This window comes from Bacillus sp. FSL R9-9410, assembly GCF_038050385.1.
GTDB lineage: Bacteria > Bacillota > Bacilli > Bacillales > Bacillaceae_G > Bacillus_A > Bacillus_A cereus_U.
This window is the reverse complement of record NZ_JBBOTV010000001.1, coordinates 1,127,724-1,146,071: the sequence shown is the minus strand read 5'-3', so window position 1 is coordinate 1,146,071 and position 18,348 is coordinate 1,127,724. Positions and strand designations below refer to the sequence as shown.

Here is an 18,348-nt window from a genome sequence, read left to right as displayed (position 1 = left end):
TTTTCTATTTAAATTTCTATTACTTCACCACTTCATTTATTATATCTATTAATTGATGAATCCCCTCATCATTTGTTTTCTTAAATCCATTCATATTTTGAATATATCTCTCCTTATTCGCATACAACTTATTTACTGCATGTGTAAATGTACTAGTGTTTACTCTATCTTGAAGTAACACTTCCGCATATCCTTGCCTAGAAAAATGGTCAGCATTTAAAACTTGATCCCCTCTACTGGAACCATTAGTTAACGGAATAAGCAACATCGGTTTCTTCAAAAATAACAATTCAGAAATAGCAGTAGAACCCGCTCTGGAAACTACAACACTTGCCATATTCAGTATATGCGGTAACTCTTCCCCTATATATTCAAATTGCATATAACCTTCCATTCCAATAGCTGGGTCCACCTTCCCTTTACCACACATATGAACAATATTAAAACTTAATAATAATGTATCTAAACTTTTCCTTACCATATCATTTATCCATTGTGCACCTTGACTCCCACCCATTATTAACAGTACCGGTTTATCTTTCCTAAATTTACAATAGCTTCTTCCTCGTAATACGTTACCTCTCACAATTTCTTCTCTCACAATCGGCCCTACATAAACCTTCTTCTCGTTACTTACATTATCCCCTGTATGAGGAAATGTTGTGCATAGTTTTGTAGCAAAAGGCAATGCTATTTTATTTGCCAATCCTAACGTACTATCTGGTTCACGTATTATTATAGGTACACGATTTAACCATGCCCCTATAACTACAGGAACTGAAACAAATCCTCCTGCCGAAAAGATAACGTCAGGCTTTATTTTCTTAATTAATTTATAACTTTGTAAGCAGCCTTTTATAATTTTAAAAGGATCTTTAAAGTTCTCCCAATCCCAATATCTCCGGAGCTTCCCCGTTGAAATACTATTGTACTTAACATTTTGAACTAATAATTTTTCAATTCCATTTTGAGATCCAATATACTCAACTCCCCATCCTTTTTCCATAAATTTAGGAATCAATACCATATTAATCATTACGTGTCCGGCTGTACCGCCCCCAGTAAAGAGAATCTTTTTATTCATAACTTATATCCACCTTTATCATTAAAAATCTAGCTTTATATTAATCTTTAACTCAAGTCCTATATCTTGTAAAAGATCTTTGATGAGTTCATAAAAATCATTTCCATACTCACTACACTCATACTGAGCAAAAACTTGAATCACATGCCTAGTTCTAGTCTCTAGTGTTGGCTTTATTCGATCAACCTTTTTTTCTTCCACATACGCTCGATATTGATTTATTGCCTCATAGAGGTGCAACACATGCGCTTCTTCATCTTTCCAATCCAACGTATCAACAATCGAAAGAAATAGCGTACTTTGATTATCTATCGCTTCATAACAATTCATATATTTGTTACATCCTTTTATATTTTTATTGAATGCAGATTTCACTACACTTCGCATATTCAAGTACATCTTTTAATGATTGCTGAAATTGAATTTCTGGGATCCATCCTAATTTTTTTATATCCTCTAATAATAAATTTTCATTTGAGCTGCTCCCACTATTCTCTTTTTCTTTTATAGTAAAATTCAGCTGTGTTAATCCTTTAAATTGCTCCAATACATCTAATAAAGAGCGTTTTACTCCTGATCCAATATTATATTGTTTTCCATTTATACCATCACGTAATAACACATGATACGCTTTAACTGCATCACGTACATCTAGAAAGTCTCTACTATCTTTCAAACTGTTTACTTCAATAATCGCTTTACTTCTACCCGATTCTATATCTATCATTTTTTTTGCGAGAATTGAACAAACACCATTCGATACTCCTGGACCAATTAAATTTGAGGGCTTTGCAATGATAATATTTGAATCCATTAATCCGCCCCAAGCCTCCGCAATAATGACTTGCATAGTTTTACTTAAACTATATGGATTTGAAACTTTTATGTTTTTCATACTATCTGCTTGCAATGCAGATCCTATAACTAATGTTTTACAATGCGAGGCTTCCTGCTTAATGGCTTCTAATAAATATAAAGTCCCTATTACGTTAATCTCTATATATTCCAGAGAAGCTGTCCAAGACTCATTAACTGAGTTTCTTCCTGCTAAATGCAATACATAGTCTGGTTTTATTTGTTTAATTACCTTCATTACTTCACTCTTATTTGTTAAATCACAAGTAATACCATTTTCGATTTTTTCTCTATGTGAACGATTTTGAAACATAGGAATTACATGAAAGCCCTGCTCTAAAAAATATTGGCAAGCATGACGTCCTGTGAAGCCATTTGCACCAGTTATTAAAAGGCTCGCATTTCTTTTCATCGTAAAAACCCTCCTTTTTCTAACATTTGTTTCACCTCATGTTTTGTAAGTAAGTCTTGTTGAGAACTAAAACTCTTCACATCCACAAGCGGATAACTAGCATAATATTCTTGAAGTCCTTCTATAGGAATAGTCGGTAGTACCACAAAATAATTTTGATCAAAACTAATACTTGTTTTACTCTCTACCTCAGATAAAAGCATTTCACTTAATTTTTCACCAGGTCTTATCCCTACCTCTTTTATCTTCACGTTTTCTTTTTTTGAATCTTCAATCAATATCCTTGCTAAATCCGTTATTTTACATGCTGGCATTTTCATAACAAAGATTTCTCCTCCTCTTCCTTCAGATGCTGCTTTAAATAACAATCCAACAGCATCTTCAATTGTTAAGAAAAATCTAGTCATATTTTCATCAGTAATCCCTACCTGTGAAGACTTTTTAATTTGCTTTTTAAAAAGCGGTACCACACTTCCACTCGTCCCTAAAACATTTCCACCACGAACACAAATGAATTTTGTTTTCTTCGTTTGTACATTCGCGTGAACCATTAGCTTTTCACCAATTGCTTTTGTCATCCCATACGTATTTGATGGATCGGCCGCTTTATCAGTTGAAACATATATAACTTTCTCAACGTGCATCTGGATAGATGCTTCAATTACATTTTGCGTACCATGTATATTTGTTTTTATAGCTTCATAAGGATAATACTCACATACTGGAACATGTTTTAAAGCTGCAAGATGAAATACATAATGTACATCTTGGCAAGCATAGACTAGTTGATCTTTATCACGAATGTCTCCAATAATAAATTTCAATCTATCTTCATTTATAAACTGTTGTTGCATTTCAAATTGAACCGTTTCATTCCTTGAAAAAACCCTAATTTCTTTCGGTGATTTTTCTAATAGTTGTTTTATAAGTTCATGTCCCCACGAACCTGTGCCACCAGTAATTAAAATTATTTTATTAAGCATTCCTTTTCCTCCTACCATACATTTCAATAAAAATTGGATTTATTAAAGCTATTGAATTATTTTCAATTGATTCAAATCATAATCGTCGTTTGTTACATTTAATTGACAAAATAAAAAAACAGAAACTATTAAACATAGTTTCTGTTTTTCATTTCACCTCTTAACAGTAGGATTTTTTTATACTGTTTGCATGATAACTATATTACTTGTAAAAAAACACCGCTCATTTATTTCATATACTCGCAATAAAATAAATAGAATGATTCATAGCCAATGCCACGTTTAAATTCATGAAAAAGGGAGGTAATAGAATGTACCGAAGCAATTCAAATAACTCAAATAATACATATAACGAACCTTCCAAAGCACTTCCTCTCTCCCTATTCGACGTAAAAAATGAGTTAAAACAAAAAAGCAAACTCATTCATTCTGGCACCATGTATAAATTAACGAAAGAAGAGCAATTTATCATCGATAAGATTAAAGCACAGACAAAACAACTAAATAAAAATAACGTCACAAGAACACGTGCATACTATCAATTTTACATTCAATATCCAGAAATACATTGGGCACTACTTGGGCATATGGTATCACGTAACGGTGGGTGGAATATGACCGATTTAAAGGGAGATTTATATACAAGGCTTTTATCTGAGAAAGAACAAATTACATTTTTTTCTTTTTTAGAAAGAGGAAATTGGCTCATTTTCCAAGATGTATATCCTCAATTCTTGCTATATGAACAAAGTGTAAAAAGATCGCAAAGGCTATTTCACCTTCTCCCTCACCTAAATGTTTCTACATTTATGGAAACGATGTGGAACGATTTTTGGAAAACAGGTAACAAAAAAACATTAGCGATTGCAACTATTATTAATGAACAAAACTACTTAGAAAAAAGAGTTATTCAAAATGTACACTTTAAAAAGACTGTACTAAATAGTATTGGATTTAAACTCTTTGATTTCTTTCAGTTTAATCATATCCTTTTCCCATTCTACGAAAATGATAAGAAACAAAAAGTATTACTATTTGGTGATACAATGAAACATTTTACGTCCTTGCATGAACGAATCTTAATTGGAAAAAGGTTGTATTCACTATTATTTCGGGATACACATATTTTATCTCAAATAATAAGTTGGGCCCAAAATCATCCACACACAGGCTCAAGGAAAGATTACTGGCCTCATTTATTTTCAAGTGTAAATGAATCTTTTTCCCGTGAGTTTTATAAACGCCGAATAAAGAAATGCCAGTTGCGTAGTGGTGCATATCGTATATACAGCCCTGCACTCATCTATGCATGGCGCGATATGAAACATGAAGAAGATGAAAGTAAAGATTGGTTTACTGATTGGCAAGTTGTAAATTACTTAGTTGATAAGGAGGAAAGTATAAGTGGACAAATTTCAGAAGACTACTGCAAAACACTCGAAAAAATTGAACTTGCAATTCTCGCAAAGAAAAATGTCCTCCTCCGAGAGGAAGAATGACTTTCTAGCTTTAATAATTATAGTTTTTCTCGCTGCTATTATTGGAACTTGTTTAGATGCTTTCTTTGTTAATAAACAAATATATTCTTTTCCAGTTAGGCCCTTCTCATCCACATTTTCAGTTAACATAGCTTTCACATTACTCGTACTACCGATTTTAACAGCCTCTTTTATACAAATTTCAAAAACATTATCTACAGTTTCTAGAACTCTATTTATTATTTCAATAGGCGTTTGCGCTAGCATTTTTGAGCAAATTGCTGAGAGATTAGGTTTATTTGTACATAGTATGAATTGGCAGCACAGTTATTCTTTGTTTGGATATATCATTTTCTTTTCTCTTATTTGGAAATTTTATAATTGGATGCAAAAATAAAGAGACCGTTATTATAACGGTCTCTCCTTAAGCATAATCTTCAGTTACTACTACTGAACGACTTTGAAGGCTTTTTGATCGCAAACGATATGCAACTACTTTCTTCTTATATTGCTTTATTACATCAACGTGTTCCTCGTAGCTGTATATAGAAAATCTAATCTCTCTTTTTCCTTTCTTCGTCTCCATGACTATCGGTGTTCCATCCCCTTGCGGCGGAAAATAATGCTTATCCAAAAATAAAGCCTCGTTAAATTCTTGAATAACTTGAAGTTTCATTTCTCCTTCTATACTTTCCCCATCTACTGTTACAATAGTATTTTCCTCATCCAATTTTTGATGTAACTCAAATCTACTAATAATTGATTCTACAACAGAAGTTGGCATACTAGAAACTAATACTTTAAGAGCACCAAAAATAAATAATGTAACTATAAACCATGTTGTCATTTTAATCATCTCCATTACGCTCTAAAATGAGTAGTGTTATACTCCTTATTATGATTCATTAATCTTCAAAATAATAATTTCATTCCATAAGGTACTAATATACTAATAAGTATCCCTGTTACAATCATCGTCACCGAACCGATAGTTGCCTCTTTCTCTCCTTCTTTCACTAGACGACTCACACCAATGATATGTGATGCGCAGCCCATCCCAACTCCTTTTCCAATTGTACTTGTTATACGGAAAAGTTTAAGTACTGTCGGTCCTATGATAGCACCTGTTATTCCCGCAACAACTACAAAACTAGCAGTCATAGATGGAATGCCCCCAATTTGCTCGGCTAATGAAATTGCAATAGGCATCGTCGCTAATTGCGGTATAGTTGTTAATATAAGTTCCTTATCTATATTCAACATTTCCCCAATCACTACATTCAAACTGATTAAAGCCACTATACCGATTACTACTCCGACAAGTATCGATAAGAAGTTTTTCATAAGTATTTTTCTTTCCTTAAATAGCGGTATTGCTAAAGCTACAATCGCAGGGCTCAAGAAACTGGAAAGAACATCTCCTCCATTTTCCTTATAATCTTGATGAGAGATCCCGAAGATAAGAAATATACAAATCATAATCGTCGTAACTGTTAACACCGGTAAAGTAAATGGAAACGTAAATTTTTTATATAGCTTTGTCGCCAATAAATAAATCACTACAGTAATAAAAATTAAGACCATTTGAATAGCGCACCTTGTCAATTTTATTTTTTAGATGTTATTAATAACTGACTTACATAACCTGAAATAATTAACGTTACTAAAGTACTTACAACAACTAGAAAGAACATAATACTACCCTTACTTAAAAGAAATGATCCGTATTCCATTAGCCCAGTCGTCGAAGGAATTAAAAATAAAGGTAAAAATACTATTAGCTTTTCTGCACCTATCTCAAACCATTTTAATGGCAAAATGCGAGTGGAAAGAAGCAGAAAAAGAATTAACATTCCTATTAAACTTCCTGGCATAGATAGATGAAATACTTCCTGAATCCATACACCAACCAAACTAAACATATATAGCACTCCTACTTGAAGTAAAAGCGTCAAAAACTTCAATTGCTACTCCCCATTTCAATACCAAATTCCCACAATTTATTATTGAATCTCGTTTAATGTCTCTGCAAATCTTGTAATTCCAAGCTGAATTTGTTCTACATTCGCTCTGCCAAAAGTAAATCGTATATATTCACTTTTCGAACCTAGGACGCTTCCTGGGACAAATGCTATACCATTGCGTATAGATTCACCTAGTAAATGATATTCATCAAACGTCCCTTGTACTTTGCACCATAAATGTATTCCACCCTCTGGAACAAAAAATTCAACCCGGTCCCCTAATATTTCTTCAAGCTTTCTAATTAACTCATCTCTTCTTTGTTTCAGTTGTCCACGAAGCATCGTAATATGCGTATGAAAATCCTCAGATTCTAAAAATTGGTTCGCTACCCACTGTGTAAATACACTATGACCGAAATCAACTTGCTGCTTCGCATCTGCTAATCGCTCAATTACGCGCGTGGGGCCAATTACCCAACCAATACGTAATCCTGATGCAACAATTTTTGATAATGAGCTTACATAAAGAACATTCCCATTTTGATCCATCGATTTCAATGTTGGATTCACTTCTCCATTAAAAGAAGTCAAACTATACGGATCATCTTCTACAATCGGTATACCAAATTCAGAAGATAGTTCTAAAACCTTTTTACGTCTTGCCAACGAAAGTACCGTTCCAGTTGGATTTTGATAATCCGGATTTAAAAACACCATACGAATGCGATGCTTTTTGTGCAAATCGATTAAGTCATCTGGATTCATTCCATGCTGATCAACTGGTAAACGAAATATGTTTAAACCTGCTGATTTAAACATCGGAAGTGAATAACAATAGGAAGGATCCTCAATTGCAATCGCATCGCCAGGCTTTAACAAACATTGAACGATAAGATTAAGTGCCTGCTGAGCTCCAGATGTAATAAGAATAGAGCTTGAATCTGCTTCTATTTGTTTATATTGCTCGACATGTGCTGCAATTGTTTTTCGCAACATTTCATTTCCAAGTGGATGGTCATAACCGAGATTTTCCATAAATGTTTTCTCCGACAAAATTGTTCGAAATCTATCACTCGGAATTAATTCTGGTGACAATTCACCACTCGCTAAATTGATTAAATCATCTTTTTGTGTTTCCGTTCGAATTTGTTGAACAAGTGGTACATTAGGTAAGAACGATCCATCCTCAACGTACCTACCCCAGTTCGGTATTCGTTTATGTGACACACCCCATATGTCTGTATTCACCCGGGTGCCGCTTCCTTTTTGCCGGTCTACTACTCCAAGTGATTTTAATTCCTCATAAGCAGCTACTACCGTACTCCGGTTCACTTGTAACTTCTGTGCTAACATACGCTCAGAAGGTAATTTTCTATCAGAAGGGAATTCACCGGTAGAAATGCCTCTTTCAATGTAATCAGCAATTTGTTTATAAACTGGTATCTTATCTTCACGATTCGGTTGCCATTCCATTTAATTCCCTCATCTCCACGCTGGTGTCCTGAATTCATTAATAACAGTATTCACTGTAAAAATGGTATTAATCAAGCGCATGATTTAAAAATGTCTCAACCGTCACATTAAAACTAGTAGGCTGTTCTAAATAAGGCAAGTGCCCACTATTTTTCAACTCAACGAAAGTCACGTTTCTCAAGTTTTTTTCAAATTCTCTCACATACTTTTCCGGAACAAAATAATCATTCTCTCCTCGTATTATTAATGCAGGACATGCAATGTTAGAGAGGTATGGTCTTTGATCGTAATCAACTAATTCAGCAAATAGCCTTTGAATATGCATCGGATTAATAGCTTGTAGAGATTGATAAAACCCACAGACAATTACATCATTATCTTCTACTCCCATTGCTTTCAATAACGTATCCGCCCAAGTTTTCCCGTTATCATGTAAGCTAAGTAAATCATATACTTCAAGTCGTTCTTTACGATCTGCCGGTTCTAAATAGGGAAATGCATTTATAACTATTAAGCTAGAAACAAAACGTGGATATTGAATAGTAAAATCGATACCGACTCTAGCTCCTTTTGAAAGACCGCAAATTGTTACCGATTTTAGCTTTAAATGATTACATAACTCATATAAAACATTTGAATATTCTTTAAAATTAATTTCCATCCCTTCGGATTTCCCATGCCCAGGTAAATCGAGGGAGATCACGGTCCATTTCTTCTTGAAGTATTTTCTTTGATATAACCAATTATTCGAATTTCCTCCAAGACCGTGTAAAAACAATATGACAGGACCCGATCCTTCTATATTGTAAAAAATCTTTCGATTCTTATATTCAAAATACATATTCATCACCTTCAGATGTAGCATCACATATTTTTATCTTTGAATGAATATATCCAAAACGGTTCTCTTTCTAACCACTCAACTGTTTCTGGAACACCGTCTTCATACCCTCTTTCCAGCTCATCCACTTTAGTTGTAAATTGTGATGCATGTGCCCGTAATGCCTCTAATTTTTTCGGAACATATTCCGTCACTTCATTTTTAAAATCCGGAGGGCCTATTTCGTCTTCATGATTTTTCGAAAAAGCTACAGCATAAAAGACCGGTCGTTTACTTTCCGAAATATTAGCTAGTGCCTCTACTACCGCTTCCCCTGTTGCATCGTGATCTGGATGAACTGCATACCCAGGATAGAAAGAAATAACTACAGAAGGATTCAATTCTTCAATACAGTTTTGAATCAGACTTCTTAATTGTCCAGGCTCTTCAAATTCAAGAGTTTTATCACGATATCCCATCATGCGTAAATCTTCAATCCCTAAAATATTTGTAGCTCGCTTTAACTCTTTCTCTCTAATAGCATATAAAGACTCCCGTGTTGCAAAAGGTGGATTTCCCATTGCTCTCCCCATTTCACCAAGTGTTAAGCAAACATAAGTAAGAGGGACTTTCTGCTCAGTATAAGCCAAAATTGTGCCAGCCACGCAATACGACTCATCATCTGGATGCGGGAAAACAACTAAAACGTGGCGCTCATTTTTCATCAATATATTAACTCCTTTATCATATACACACTCTATAAAATAACGACCGCATACCAAGTAACTCCTACGAGAAGCACTAAAAGAAGAATGATATAAATAGCAGATAAGTTTTTTACATTCCTCTTTGTAGACTTACCGTAATTCTCCTCCACATTTCGTGCAACTAGCACGGTCCCAAACAGTGATACAACTACAATAATAACAACTAGTGAAATCGCAAAACTCATTGTCTTTTCACCTCTCTTAGGCCAGTCTATTTAAACAAAGAAGATACATATAAAATGTCCTTCTTAAGGTATCAATAAAATACTACCTTTCTTCTCTTATCATAATAGAAGTTTGCGAAAAACGGACCAACCACTTTTAGGTTTTTTTGCTCATCCACTTCGTAGAGTAGAAAACTGAAACAGATTAAATTTTCTTTAGGGATGGCTTTGCCATCCCTTTTCTGTTTCAGCTTCCCCTCATCAAACCGTACGTGAGGTTTTCCCTCATACGGCTTTCCGATGTTCTTCCTTCTTTGGCGTTCAGTTTTGTTCTATCCTCCTACTTTCACGAGTGTATATGTTGTTTTCTTCATCAAGTCCTTGATACGACCATGTTTCTTTCGAACATTTCTTTTCTTATTCCAAAAAAGGTTAAGTCGTTCTAGGACGTACCAGTCTATTTTACAGAGCCACTTCTGTCCAATTGAAGATAAGCTATAATAATTCTTGAATCCTTGCAGAATTCTATTTAAACCTTTCACCATCTCTTCCAATTGTAAATACAGTTTGTTCCTCGGCTCTGTGTATCTTTTAATGCGTTCCCGCATTTTCTTCATGGCTTTCTGGCTCGGAATATGTGCCATCACATGCACTTTCTTCCCGCCTTTCACATGTTTAGAGTATTTTCGGTGGTGAAATCCTAGAAAATCAAATCCCTCGTTTCCATCCCACGTATTCACTAGCTTCGACTTTTCTGTATGGATTGTAAGTTCTAACTTATTCATAATGGATTGTAGTATCCGAATACTCTCTAATGCTTGTTGTTTTGTTTGACATACGATGACAAAGTCATCCGCATATCGAATTAGTTCCCCCAAATGTTTACACTTCTTTTCCCAAATGGTATCCATATAGTTTAAATATATATTAGAAAGTAATGGAGATATCACGCCACCTTGTGGTGTACCTAATGTCGTTTCATGAAATTGCGCATGTTCCATGATTCCCGCTTTCAACCATTTTCTAATGAGTTTTAACACTCTTCGGTCACTGATTCTTCTTTCTACAAGCCTCATTAATTTGTCATGATTAATATTGTCAAAGTATCCTTGTATGTCTACATCTACAATCCAATGAGATGTTTTACTCGCTTTCCGTATCTTCGATATCGCTTGATGTGCGTTTCGTTTCGGGCGAAACCCATACGAACAGTCTTGAAAATCGGCTTCGAAGATAGGTTCTATCACCAATTTCGTTGCCATTTGTACAACCCTATCCTTGATCGTGGGAATTCCAAGCGGTCTTTGTTTTCCATCACCTTTTGGAATATACATTCTTCTTACAGCTTGTGGATGGTATGATTTACTTTTCAATTCTATATATAATTCATTGAGAAAGTTTCGTTCTCCATATTGATACACGATTTCTTCAATCGTCTGTCCATCAATTCCACCGCTCCCTTGATTCCGTTTTACCCTTCTCCATGCTTCAGCCAATATGTCAGGACGATATATTTTGTCATACAACGCGTGAAACCTACGACTTGAACTTTCTTTGGCACAAAGATATAAAGTCTTCCAAAGTTCTTGAGCTTTTACATCAGTGTAGTTAGCTAGTTTTCCAGCATTCACTCACTCTTACCTCCTTCCAACTTATGAACAAAGTAGAGGTCCTTCCCTACATAACGTTGTGTTGTCGTTATGATATTCAGTACTATGACCTCCTCCGACTCCCTCTTTACAGTCCACCATTTCGTATATGCTTATAGGTTTCCTCTCTCCTTTCTGAAAGAAAGGGCAAAGGAGGGTCTCCCCAGTTCCAGACACTACTTTCTCAACATACCGCCCTCCGTACCCCGAGGGATTCTTCGATGTCGTATTTCCAAGTTCTTCACATCTTCCATGGTCTTCGCCCATATTCACCAGGCTCGACTTCCCTTTGTCCTATTGCTAGGTTGCTTTTAACGAGGCGGCAAGGTTCACTTTATGTTACGGTCTGTTGATTCGCTCGCACTTCTAGTAGAAGTTACTTTGTCACAGGGCTTCAACCTTAGGATTTCTCCACCAGCTGCCTGTCAGCTACTAGGCGACTTGGCTCTTACCTAGGCTGGACTTTCACCAGCAAGCAGTGCCCAGCTTAGCTGGGCACGCAAAATAAAAAGCAACTGATCTCCTAGAATCAGTTGCTTTTTTACGAGGCTAATTATATTCATTTTCACTTAAAATTAATCCGATTTAAAAGTTTGGTCTTTTCATAATGAAACATCGATTGAGATAACTCAAAAATGGTTCCATTTACAAGATGAACTGTATTTTCAATAAGAAGTGCCGGATCACCTTCATTTAGTTCTAAAAGCTGTGCATTTTCTTTATTTACTTTTTCACAACTAATAACTTTATCGGCAAAGCCAATATTTAATCGTAAATCTTCAATGAAATAACTGTATACAGAGCTTAATGCTATTTCTTCATTCAAATAAGGAATGATATCCTTTTTGAAATAACTTACTTCAATAGAGAATGGTTTCCCATCTACAATTCTTAAGCGCTTCAAAAAATATAACCTAGTTCCAACTTCACATTGCATCTGCTTTGCTATCTCTTCGTCCGCATCTATTACTTCAAGCTCTAACACTTTCGTTTCAATATTTTGTGAAACGAGGTTTTTCGTTAATCCACGCAAACTGCCTAAATTAATGTAATCTGTTACAGAAGTTTCGCGTAAAAACATGCCACTACCTTGCACTTGAAAAATATAGCCTCTATTCACAAGCTGACTAATTACTTTACGTATCGTATTACGGCTTACTTCAAATCGGTTCATCAACGCTTCTTCTGTAGGTAGTTTTTTCGTTTCATTAAAAAGCCCATCTCGAATGTCTTGCTCTAAAACATCAGCAATTTGTTTATACTTTGCACTCATACACTTTCTCCTAAAATACTCTTTTATCTGTTATAACTCTTCTCCTCTCGTTTCGATCACATGCTTATACCAATGAAACGAAAGTTTCTTCTTACGTTTTAAGTTATCATTATGATCGACAAAAATAAAGCCATATTGCTTTTTATATCCATTTAGCCAACTTAATAAATCGATAACAGACCATGCATAATAACCTTTTAAATTAATTCCCTCTTGAATTGCACGCTTCATTACTTTTAAATGCTCTTCAATAAATTTAATTCTCGAAACATCTACAATTTCTCCGTCAATGATTGGATCTTCATCACCAAGTCCATTTTCCGTTACATACATCTTTATGTCACCGTAGCGTGCTTTCAACATATACAATCCATCTAAGAAACCTTCGGGAGATATTTCCCATCCCCATTTTGTATATGTTTTATCATCCATTTTAACTGTTCGATAAAAACCATCAAAAGAAGGACTACCTGGAGCAAGTGTTGAGTTTTCTCGAGAATGTTCCTCATTCTTTATATCCATATCGTATCTTTCCACTCGTATCGGTTGATAATAATTCAAGCCAATAAAATCATTTTTTTCGGCATTTTGTTTAATAATTTCTAATTCTTCAACCGTCCAATTAGGAGTCCATCCTTTTTCATTTAATTGTTGTACAACATAAGATGGATACTCACCTTTTAAAACTGGATCATAGTACCAATACGTTTCATATTCATTCGCATGATTTGCTGCTAGTATATTTTCTTTTTGATCATCCACACTATAAGCAGGTAAGAAAACATGCGTGATACCAATCTCTCCATATTGTTTCAACTGCTTATACACTGCAACTGTTTTTGCATGTGCATAAAATACATAATGAGTCGCTTGAAAATACTTTGGAACATCATTTTGTATTCCAGGTGGATGTGCACCTTTTAAGTACCCTAATCCACAAAACATCACTGTTTCATTAAAAGTAATCCAATGTTTAACTCTATCACCAAATGCCTTAAAGCAAATCTCTGCGTACTTTACGAAAGCTTCTGCTGTTCGTTTATTCGTCCATCCACCGTCTTTTTCTAAAGTTAACGGTAGATCCCAATGATATAAAGTTACAAACGGTACAATCCCGTATTTTAAACATTCATCAATTAAGTTGTTATAAAATGCTATTCCTTTTTCATTTACCTCTCCATCTCCAGTCGGCAAAATTCTCGCCCAAGAAATAGAAAAACGATACGATTCTAATCCCATCTCAGCCATTAAGCGAACATCTTCCTTATATCGATGATAATGCTCAACAGCTACATCACCATTTGTCCCATTGTATGTTTTGCCAGGAATTTTTGAAAACTCATCCCAATTCGTAACACCTTTTCCATCTTCATTCCATGCACCTTCTACTTGATAAGAAGCTGAAGCAGCCCCGAATAAAAAATCATGTGGAAACTTCATAGTATATACCTCCGTTTCATTAGAATAAATAAAATTCATCATTACATATAAAATTTATAGGTACAAATTTTACATGTGTAATTATAGCGTAAGTTTCGATTTTTTTCTATCATGAACGCAAGCTATGTAAAACTATATTTGATGTTAATTTTCGGAAAATAAAAAAGAAGCGATGTATTTCATCGCTTCTTACAATCAACATCTTTACTCTTTTATAAGTGACTTATTCGCTCTTATAACTTCTTGATAAAGTATTGGTGACCATTTTTCATTTATATAATCTTGAATTATCCAGCCCACTCTCGTAGGATTCTTTTGCTTCATATAGTTTGCAATTTCAGGATTTATGTAGGACGCATAATAATATGGACTATTCCATGCTGTACCACCAGAAGACAAGCTTGTAAAATTAATATACAGATGATCAAAATCTTCACTATTGTTAATCGTTTCATTTATCGTATCTTTAATAGATTTTACTTTCTCATCATAACTCACTTTATATTTATCTTGTACTGTTACATTTACATTTTGATTTACAGTTGTGGTAAACGTCTCGTTATCTGGCCAATAAAAATTATTATATCCTCCAGACTCATTACTGCCACTATATCTTTTTAATAATACAATTTTCCCACGAGCATCTCCAAGGTTTATATTCCCTTCTGTTTTTAAAAAGATAGGATCAAAAAAATAATTTTTTTCAAACGTACTACTAAATGAATCTTCTGCCCCTTTCATATCCTCATACTCTTTTTTTAAAGACATAATAATCGTTTCACTTGGATTATCTTTTAAAAATTGTTTCGCCTCGTTTATAAATTCGTACAATGTTACATAAAGATATAATGGCCCATGATGAAGAACTATCGTATTATCATCTGTTAAACGCCCTCTTATATCAAAAATTCTAGCTCCGTGATCCATTTGGTAACGAAAATCATATTCTTGCGTCATTCCCCATACTTGCTTTATCGGATTTTGCAACTTGAACGTTCCACTATCATGTGTTCCTGGAATTGAAATTCGTGCTAACGGTATGTTATCGGGTATAGGTTGCATCCATCTTGACCAATTTTCAAGTTCATTAATAGAGCTAGCTGCAACTACTTGCTTATCATTTAAAGCAAATACAAATGTACTAAATATAGTACTACATATGAATAATTTCAAAAAAAGTTTCTTATTGCTCATTATTATTCCTCTCTTTTTCTGTTTTTATATCAAACTTATTGAATGTAATATAGGGTAGTTAATAAAAAACCATTCACATATTCTCAATGCATTAGGAAAATTTAAAGTCCCTTTCTACTAGATAAATTATAGTAATCAACAACATAAACTTCAATGGGCTTTCATATGCAATATTTCATATTTGGGTCCTACATGATATAAATAAAAAACTTATGATGATTATTTATTCCATACGTGCTAATATACTTATATTAAAATATAAATACGTACCTTATATACTCTGAACTACATTATTCAACAGTTAAAACTTAATTTTTTATTAGGAGGATTTACAATGAAATTATTAAAAATAAAACATATAATTCCTTTATCTGCAGTAGCACTTACATTCGTATGTAATCAAAGTACAGCTGAAGCTTCCACCATACATACAGTAAAAAAGAATGATACACTTTGGGGCATCAGTAAGCAATATGGCGTTTCCATACAAGCCATTAAACAAGCGAATAATAAAGGAAACGATCAAGCTTTTATTGGAGAACAGTTACATATTCCAGGATCTATGAAATCAAATGAGGTTACAGTTCATCAAAACGAAAAAACTACGAACACTTCTGGACAAATTATTTACCAAGTACAACCGGGAGATTCATTAGAAACGATAGCAAAGCGCTACAACGTAACCGTTCAATCTATAAAACAAATTAACAACACAGTCGGTAACAAGCTTTATACAGGACAACATTTGAAAATTAATTCCAGTATTTCCGAAAAAGAAAAAGACTTAATGGCACGCTTAGTTACCGCGGAAGCAGGTGGCGAATCATATAAAGGAAAAGTAGCTGTAGCAAAAGTTATCCTAAATCGAGTAAATGCAAAAGGATTTCCAAATACAATAACAGGTGTTATTTATGAACCTATTAAATACGGATATGCATTTACTCCTGTTACTGATGGAAGAATTAATCAGCCTGCAAGCGCTGAAGCAAAAATGGCTGTAGAAGAGGCTATCTCCACAAATGGAATACATTCTGATTGGCTTTATTTCTACAACCCAAAAACATCAACAGACAAATGGATTACGACACGTCAAACAGTAGCAGTAATCGGTAACCACGTCTTCGCTAAATAAAACTATAATTCCCTTCAAATTTATGCACTTAACAACTATTTCAAATGATTAACAGACCTCTTTACTTAAAAGGTCTGTTCTTTTTATATTTAAGCTTTTTATTAACCATATGATAAAATGATTGTTTAAAAGTATCTCTCTTTTCAAATAAAAAACTGTTGTATCTCATTCATCATTTAGAGTAATTGAGAAAGTATCAAATCCACAACTATGACTTTATTAATACAAGCTATTTCTTAACTTTGTAAAATTGTTATACACTAGGAAAATAGCAAACAAACTATTCGGTAGCAGGTGAAAAAAATGTATGATATTACAATTATCGGTGCTGGAGTGAGTAGCATTTTTATGGCTTATACATTAGCCAAAAGCAACAAAAAGGTTTTAATTCTTGATAAAGGTAAACCGTTAGAACATCGAAATTGTCCTTTAGACCAAGGGAAAACATGTAACTGTAATTCATGTGATAAGTATTTCGGTTTTGGTGGTTTAGGAAAATCTGAAGGGAAATTTAATTATACAAACGGATTTGGAGGCGAACTCGAGCAAAAAGTAGGTAAAGAAGGATTTATGCACCTCATGGCGGAAGTAGATGAAATTCTATGTCAGTTTGGTGGAAATTCAGTTTCAAAATATTCTACAGAAAATCCAACTCTCACTAAGAAGGCTGAGACATGTGGTTTACAAATGCTCACAACAGAAGTAAGGCATCTGGGTACTACACTTTCAAGTAATATTTTTCAGCAGCTCTATGAATTTTTACTAACCAAAATAAATATCCAATTTCATATAGATGTACAAAATATCGTTAAGCAGAAAGACCATTTTAAAATATATACAAATCAAAAAACTGTCCATTCTAAGAAATTAGTATTTGCAACTGGTCGTTCCGGGGCGGATTGGTTAAAAGAAATGTGCACTTCTCTAAATATTTCTCAGGAGCAAACCCGTGTAGATTTAGGTATTAGGGTAGAGATGAAAGAACATCAATTACGTTCTATATTAAAAGATACATTTGAGACGAAACTTTCTTATCAGCATGAACATTTCGCGGCTACTACTTACTGTATGAATCCAAAAGGACGCATTATTCGAAAGTACGAAGAAGGTTTAGTTATGCCTGACGGTCAAAATTTTCGAGAGCAAGGAACTGGCACTTCTAACTTAAATTTCACTTTATTTATCCCGCGCTATTTTCCAACTCTCAAAGAAGCAACTGTATACGCAAGTTCAATTATTAAAAACATTAACCAAGGACGAGATCGGATTGTTATACAGCGTTTAGAGGACTTAATAAAGAAACAACCTACAGCGGAGAACAACATGAAACATAATCGTATACAGCCTACACTACACGGAGATTATGGAGATTTGAATGAAGAAATTCCTCAATTATATATTGAAGGACTCAAAAATTTTTTATTACGTTTAGAACAATTTACCCAAGAACCTATCGATAAAGATACTTTATTATATGGAATTGATGGAAAGTTCTATGCTCCTACAATAAAAATCAATAACCATTTTGAAACAAGTATGAATGGGCTATTTTTAATTGGAGATTGTTCAGGCGTCACTCATTCATTATCTCAAGCAGCTGCAAGTGGCCTGTATGTTGGAAAATATTTATCAGACATTTAAATACTCTAATTAAATGGAA

Annotated in this window: 19 protein-coding genes; 4 read left to right on the top strand and 15 right to left on the bottom strand. The window is 34.2% G+C overall.

Annotated features, from left to right (window positions below; translation table 11 throughout):
* Positions 1–19: 19 nt before the first annotated feature.
* Genes MKX77_RS06195 through MKX77_RS06180 form a run of 4 tightly spaced genes read right to left on the bottom strand, consistent with a single transcriptional unit; the run spans position 20 to position 3,334 of the window.
* Entirely contained in the window at positions 20–1,084 is a 1,065-nt protein-coding gene (locus tag MKX77_RS06195) for an undecaprenyldiphospho-muramoylpentapeptide beta-N-acetylglucosaminyltransferase (RefSeq protein ID WP_341306040.1), read from the bottom strand.
* Positions 1,085–1,105: 21 nt separating this feature from the next.
* Positions 1,106–1,414, bottom strand: a complete 309-nt coding sequence (locus MKX77_RS06190; protein WP_341306039.1) for a DUF6572 domain-containing protein — start codon at positions 1,412–1,414, stop codon at positions 1,106–1,108.
* Positions 1,415–1,439: 25 nt separating this feature from the next.
* Positions 1,440–2,351 (bottom strand): NAD-dependent epimerase/dehydratase family protein, encoded by a 912-nt coding sequence (locus MKX77_RS06185; RefSeq protein ID WP_002165222.1) that lies wholly within the window; start codon positions 2,349–2,351, stop codon positions 1,440–1,442.
* The gene (locus MKX77_RS06180; RefSeq protein WP_341306038.1) at positions 2,348–3,334 is read right to left on the bottom strand and encodes a UDP-N-acetylglucosamine 4,6-dehydratase family protein; all 987 of its coding nucleotides are present in this window, start codon (positions 3,332–3,334) and stop codon (positions 2,348–2,350) included. The genes MKX77_RS06185 and MKX77_RS06180 overlap by 4 nt, the downstream gene beginning before the upstream one ends.
* A gap of 311 nt (positions 3,335–3,645) precedes the next feature.
* On the opposite strand from MKX77_RS06180, the gene MKX77_RS06175 reads away from it, so the two are divergent.
* Together MKX77_RS06175 and MKX77_RS06170 are read left to right on the top strand one after the other, a co-directional pair.
* Entirely contained in the window at positions 3,646–4,833 is a 1,188-nt protein-coding gene (locus MKX77_RS06175) for a DUF2515 domain-containing protein (RefSeq protein WP_341306037.1), read from the top strand.
* Positions 4,808–5,209, top strand: a complete 402-nt coding sequence (locus MKX77_RS06170; RefSeq protein WP_341306036.1) for a CBO0543 family protein — start codon at positions 4,808–4,810, stop codon at positions 5,207–5,209. Before MKX77_RS06175 ends, MKX77_RS06170 begins: the two co-directional genes overlap by 26 nt.
* 27 nt (positions 5,210–5,236) lie before the next feature.
* Here the strand turns inward: MKX77_RS06170 and MKX77_RS06165 are convergent, their stop codons facing one another.
* The 11 genes from MKX77_RS06165 to MKX77_RS06115 form a co-directional block, all read right to left on the bottom strand.
* Positions 5,237–5,659 carry a YfmQ family protein gene (locus tag MKX77_RS06165; RefSeq protein WP_341306035.1) on the bottom strand — a complete coding sequence of 141 codons (423 nt, stop codon included), beginning with the start codon at positions 5,657–5,659 and terminating at the stop codon, positions 5,237–5,239.
* 65 nt (positions 5,660–5,724) lie between these two features.
* Positions 5,725–6,396 (bottom strand): LrgB family protein, encoded by a 672-nt coding sequence (locus tag MKX77_RS06160; protein ID WP_341306034.1) that lies wholly within the window; start codon positions 6,394–6,396, stop codon positions 5,725–5,727.
* A 23-nt stretch (positions 6,397–6,419) separates the two neighbouring features.
* A complete protein-coding gene (locus MKX77_RS06155) occupies positions 6,420–6,776 on the bottom strand; it encodes a CidA/LrgA family holin-like protein (RefSeq protein ID WP_098777289.1) in 357 nt (118 codons plus the stop codon).
* Between the two features lie 39 nt (positions 6,777–6,815).
* Complete coding sequence (gene pdxR, locus MKX77_RS06150) at positions 6,816–8,249, bottom strand: MocR-like pyridoxine biosynthesis transcription factor PdxR (protein ID WP_341306033.1); 1,434 nt, start codon at positions 8,247–8,249, stop codon at positions 6,816–6,818.
* 67 nt (positions 8,250–8,316) lie between these two features.
* The gene (locus tag MKX77_RS06145; protein WP_341307935.1) at positions 8,317–9,114 is read right to left on the bottom strand and encodes an alpha/beta fold hydrolase; all 798 of its coding nucleotides are present in this window, start codon (positions 9,112–9,114) and stop codon (positions 8,317–8,319) included.
* The gene (gene bshB2 / locus MKX77_RS06140; RefSeq protein ID WP_341307934.1) at positions 9,114–9,794 is read right to left on the bottom strand and encodes a bacillithiol biosynthesis deacetylase BshB2; all 681 of its coding nucleotides are present in this window, start codon (positions 9,792–9,794) and stop codon (positions 9,114–9,116) included. The genes MKX77_RS06145 and bshB2 overlap by 1 nt, the downstream gene beginning before the upstream one ends.
* 32 nt (positions 9,795–9,826) lie before the next feature.
* Entirely contained in the window at positions 9,827–10,021 is a 195-nt protein-coding gene (locus tag MKX77_RS06135) for a hypothetical protein (RefSeq protein ID WP_002066705.1), read from the bottom strand.
* 311 nt (positions 10,022–10,332) lie between these two features.
* Positions 10,333–11,631: a group II intron reverse transcriptase/maturase gene (gene ltrA / locus MKX77_RS06130; RefSeq protein ID WP_341306032.1), complete on the bottom strand. Its 1,299-nt coding sequence runs from the start codon at positions 11,629–11,631 to the stop codon at positions 10,333–10,335.
* Between the two features lie 583 nt (positions 11,632–12,214).
* Positions 12,215–12,922 (bottom strand): GntR family transcriptional regulator, encoded by a 708-nt coding sequence (locus MKX77_RS06125; protein ID WP_215553923.1) that lies wholly within the window; start codon positions 12,920–12,922, stop codon positions 12,215–12,217.
* Between the two features lie 30 nt (positions 12,923–12,952).
* Positions 12,953–14,362 carry a glycoside hydrolase family 1 protein gene (locus MKX77_RS06120; RefSeq protein ID WP_341306031.1) on the bottom strand — a complete coding sequence of 470 codons (1,410 nt, stop codon included), beginning with the start codon at positions 14,360–14,362 and terminating at the stop codon, positions 12,953–12,955.
* Positions 14,363–14,566: 204 nt separating this feature from the next.
* The gene (locus MKX77_RS06115; RefSeq protein ID WP_341306030.1) at positions 14,567–15,556 is read right to left on the bottom strand and encodes a phosphatidylinositol-specific phospholipase C; all 990 of its coding nucleotides are present in this window, start codon (positions 15,554–15,556) and stop codon (positions 14,567–14,569) included.
* A gap of 334 nt (positions 15,557–15,890) precedes the next feature.
* On the opposite strand from MKX77_RS06115, the gene MKX77_RS06110 reads away from it, so the two are divergent.
* Both MKX77_RS06110 and MKX77_RS06105 read left to right on the top strand, forming a co-directional pair.
* Positions 15,891–16,688 carry a cell wall hydrolase gene (locus tag MKX77_RS06110; RefSeq protein ID WP_341306029.1) on the top strand — a complete coding sequence of 266 codons (798 nt, stop codon included), beginning with the start codon at positions 15,891–15,893 and terminating at the stop codon, positions 16,686–16,688.
* A gap of 303 nt (positions 16,689–16,991) precedes the next feature.
* The gene (locus MKX77_RS06105) at positions 16,992–18,329 is read left to right on the top strand and encodes an NAD(P)-binding protein (protein WP_341306028.1); all 1,338 of its coding nucleotides are present in this window, start codon (positions 16,992–16,994) and stop codon (positions 18,327–18,329) included.
* Positions 18,330–18,348 lie beyond the last annotated feature (19 nt).

Bases quoted from the DNA above. Each gene is read 5' to 3' on its own strand.
- MKX77_RS06160 (WP_341306034.1), bottom strand. From the start codon at position 6,396: ATGGTCTTAATTTTTATTACTGTAGTGATTTATTTATTGGCGACAAAG.
- MKX77_RS06145 (WP_341307935.1), bottom strand. From the start codon at position 9,114: ATGCTACATCTGAAGGTGATGAATATGTATTTTGAATATAAGAATCGA.
- bshB2 (WP_341307934.1), bottom strand. From the start codon at position 9,794: ATGAAAAATGAGCGCCACGTTTTAGTTGTTTTCCCGCATCCAGATGAT.
- MKX77_RS06135 (WP_002066705.1), bottom strand. From the start codon at position 10,021: ATGAGTTTTGCGATTTCACTAGTTGTTATTATTGTAGTTGTATCACTG.
- MKX77_RS06120 (WP_341306031.1), bottom strand. From the start codon at position 14,362: ATGAAGTTTCCACATGATTTTTTATTCGGGGCTGCTTCAGCTTCTTAT.
- MKX77_RS06190 (WP_341306039.1), bottom strand. From the start codon at position 1,414: ATGAATTGTTATGAAGCGATAGATAATCAAAGTACGCTATTTCTTTCG.
- MKX77_RS06185 (WP_002165222.1), bottom strand. From the start codon at position 2,351: ATGAAAAGAAATGCGAGCCTTTTAATAACTGGTGCAAATGGCTTCACA.
- MKX77_RS06175 (WP_341306037.1), top strand. From the start codon at position 3,646: ATGTACCGAAGCAATTCAAATAACTCAAATAATACATATAACGAACCT.
- MKX77_RS06180 (WP_341306038.1), bottom strand. From the start codon at position 3,334: ATGCTTAATAAAATAATTTTAATTACTGGTGGCACAGGTTCGTGGGGA.
- MKX77_RS06170 (WP_341306036.1), top strand. From the start codon at position 4,808: ATGTCCTCCTCCGAGAGGAAGAATGACTTTCTAGCTTTAATAATTATA.
- MKX77_RS06195 (WP_341306040.1), bottom strand. From the start codon at position 1,084: ATGAATAAAAAGATTCTCTTTACTGGGGGCGGTACAGCCGGACACGTA.
- MKX77_RS06110 (WP_341306029.1), top strand. From the start codon at position 15,891: ATGAAATTATTAAAAATAAAACATATAATTCCTTTATCTGCAGTAGCA.
- MKX77_RS06115 (WP_341306030.1), bottom strand. From the start codon at position 15,556: ATGAGCAATAAGAAACTTTTTTTGAAATTATTCATATGTAGTACTATA.
- MKX77_RS06105 (WP_341306028.1), top strand. From the start codon at position 16,992: ATGTATGATATTACAATTATCGGTGCTGGAGTGAGTAGCATTTTTATG.
- pdxR (WP_341306033.1), bottom strand. From the start codon at position 8,249: ATGGAATGGCAACCGAATCGTGAAGATAAGATACCAGTTTATAAACAA.
- MKX77_RS06165 (WP_341306035.1), bottom strand. From the start codon at position 5,659: ATGACAACATGGTTTATAGTTACATTATTTATTTTTGGTGCTCTTAAA.
- MKX77_RS06125 (WP_215553923.1), bottom strand. From the start codon at position 12,922: ATGAGTGCAAAGTATAAACAAATTGCTGATGTTTTAGAGCAAGACATT.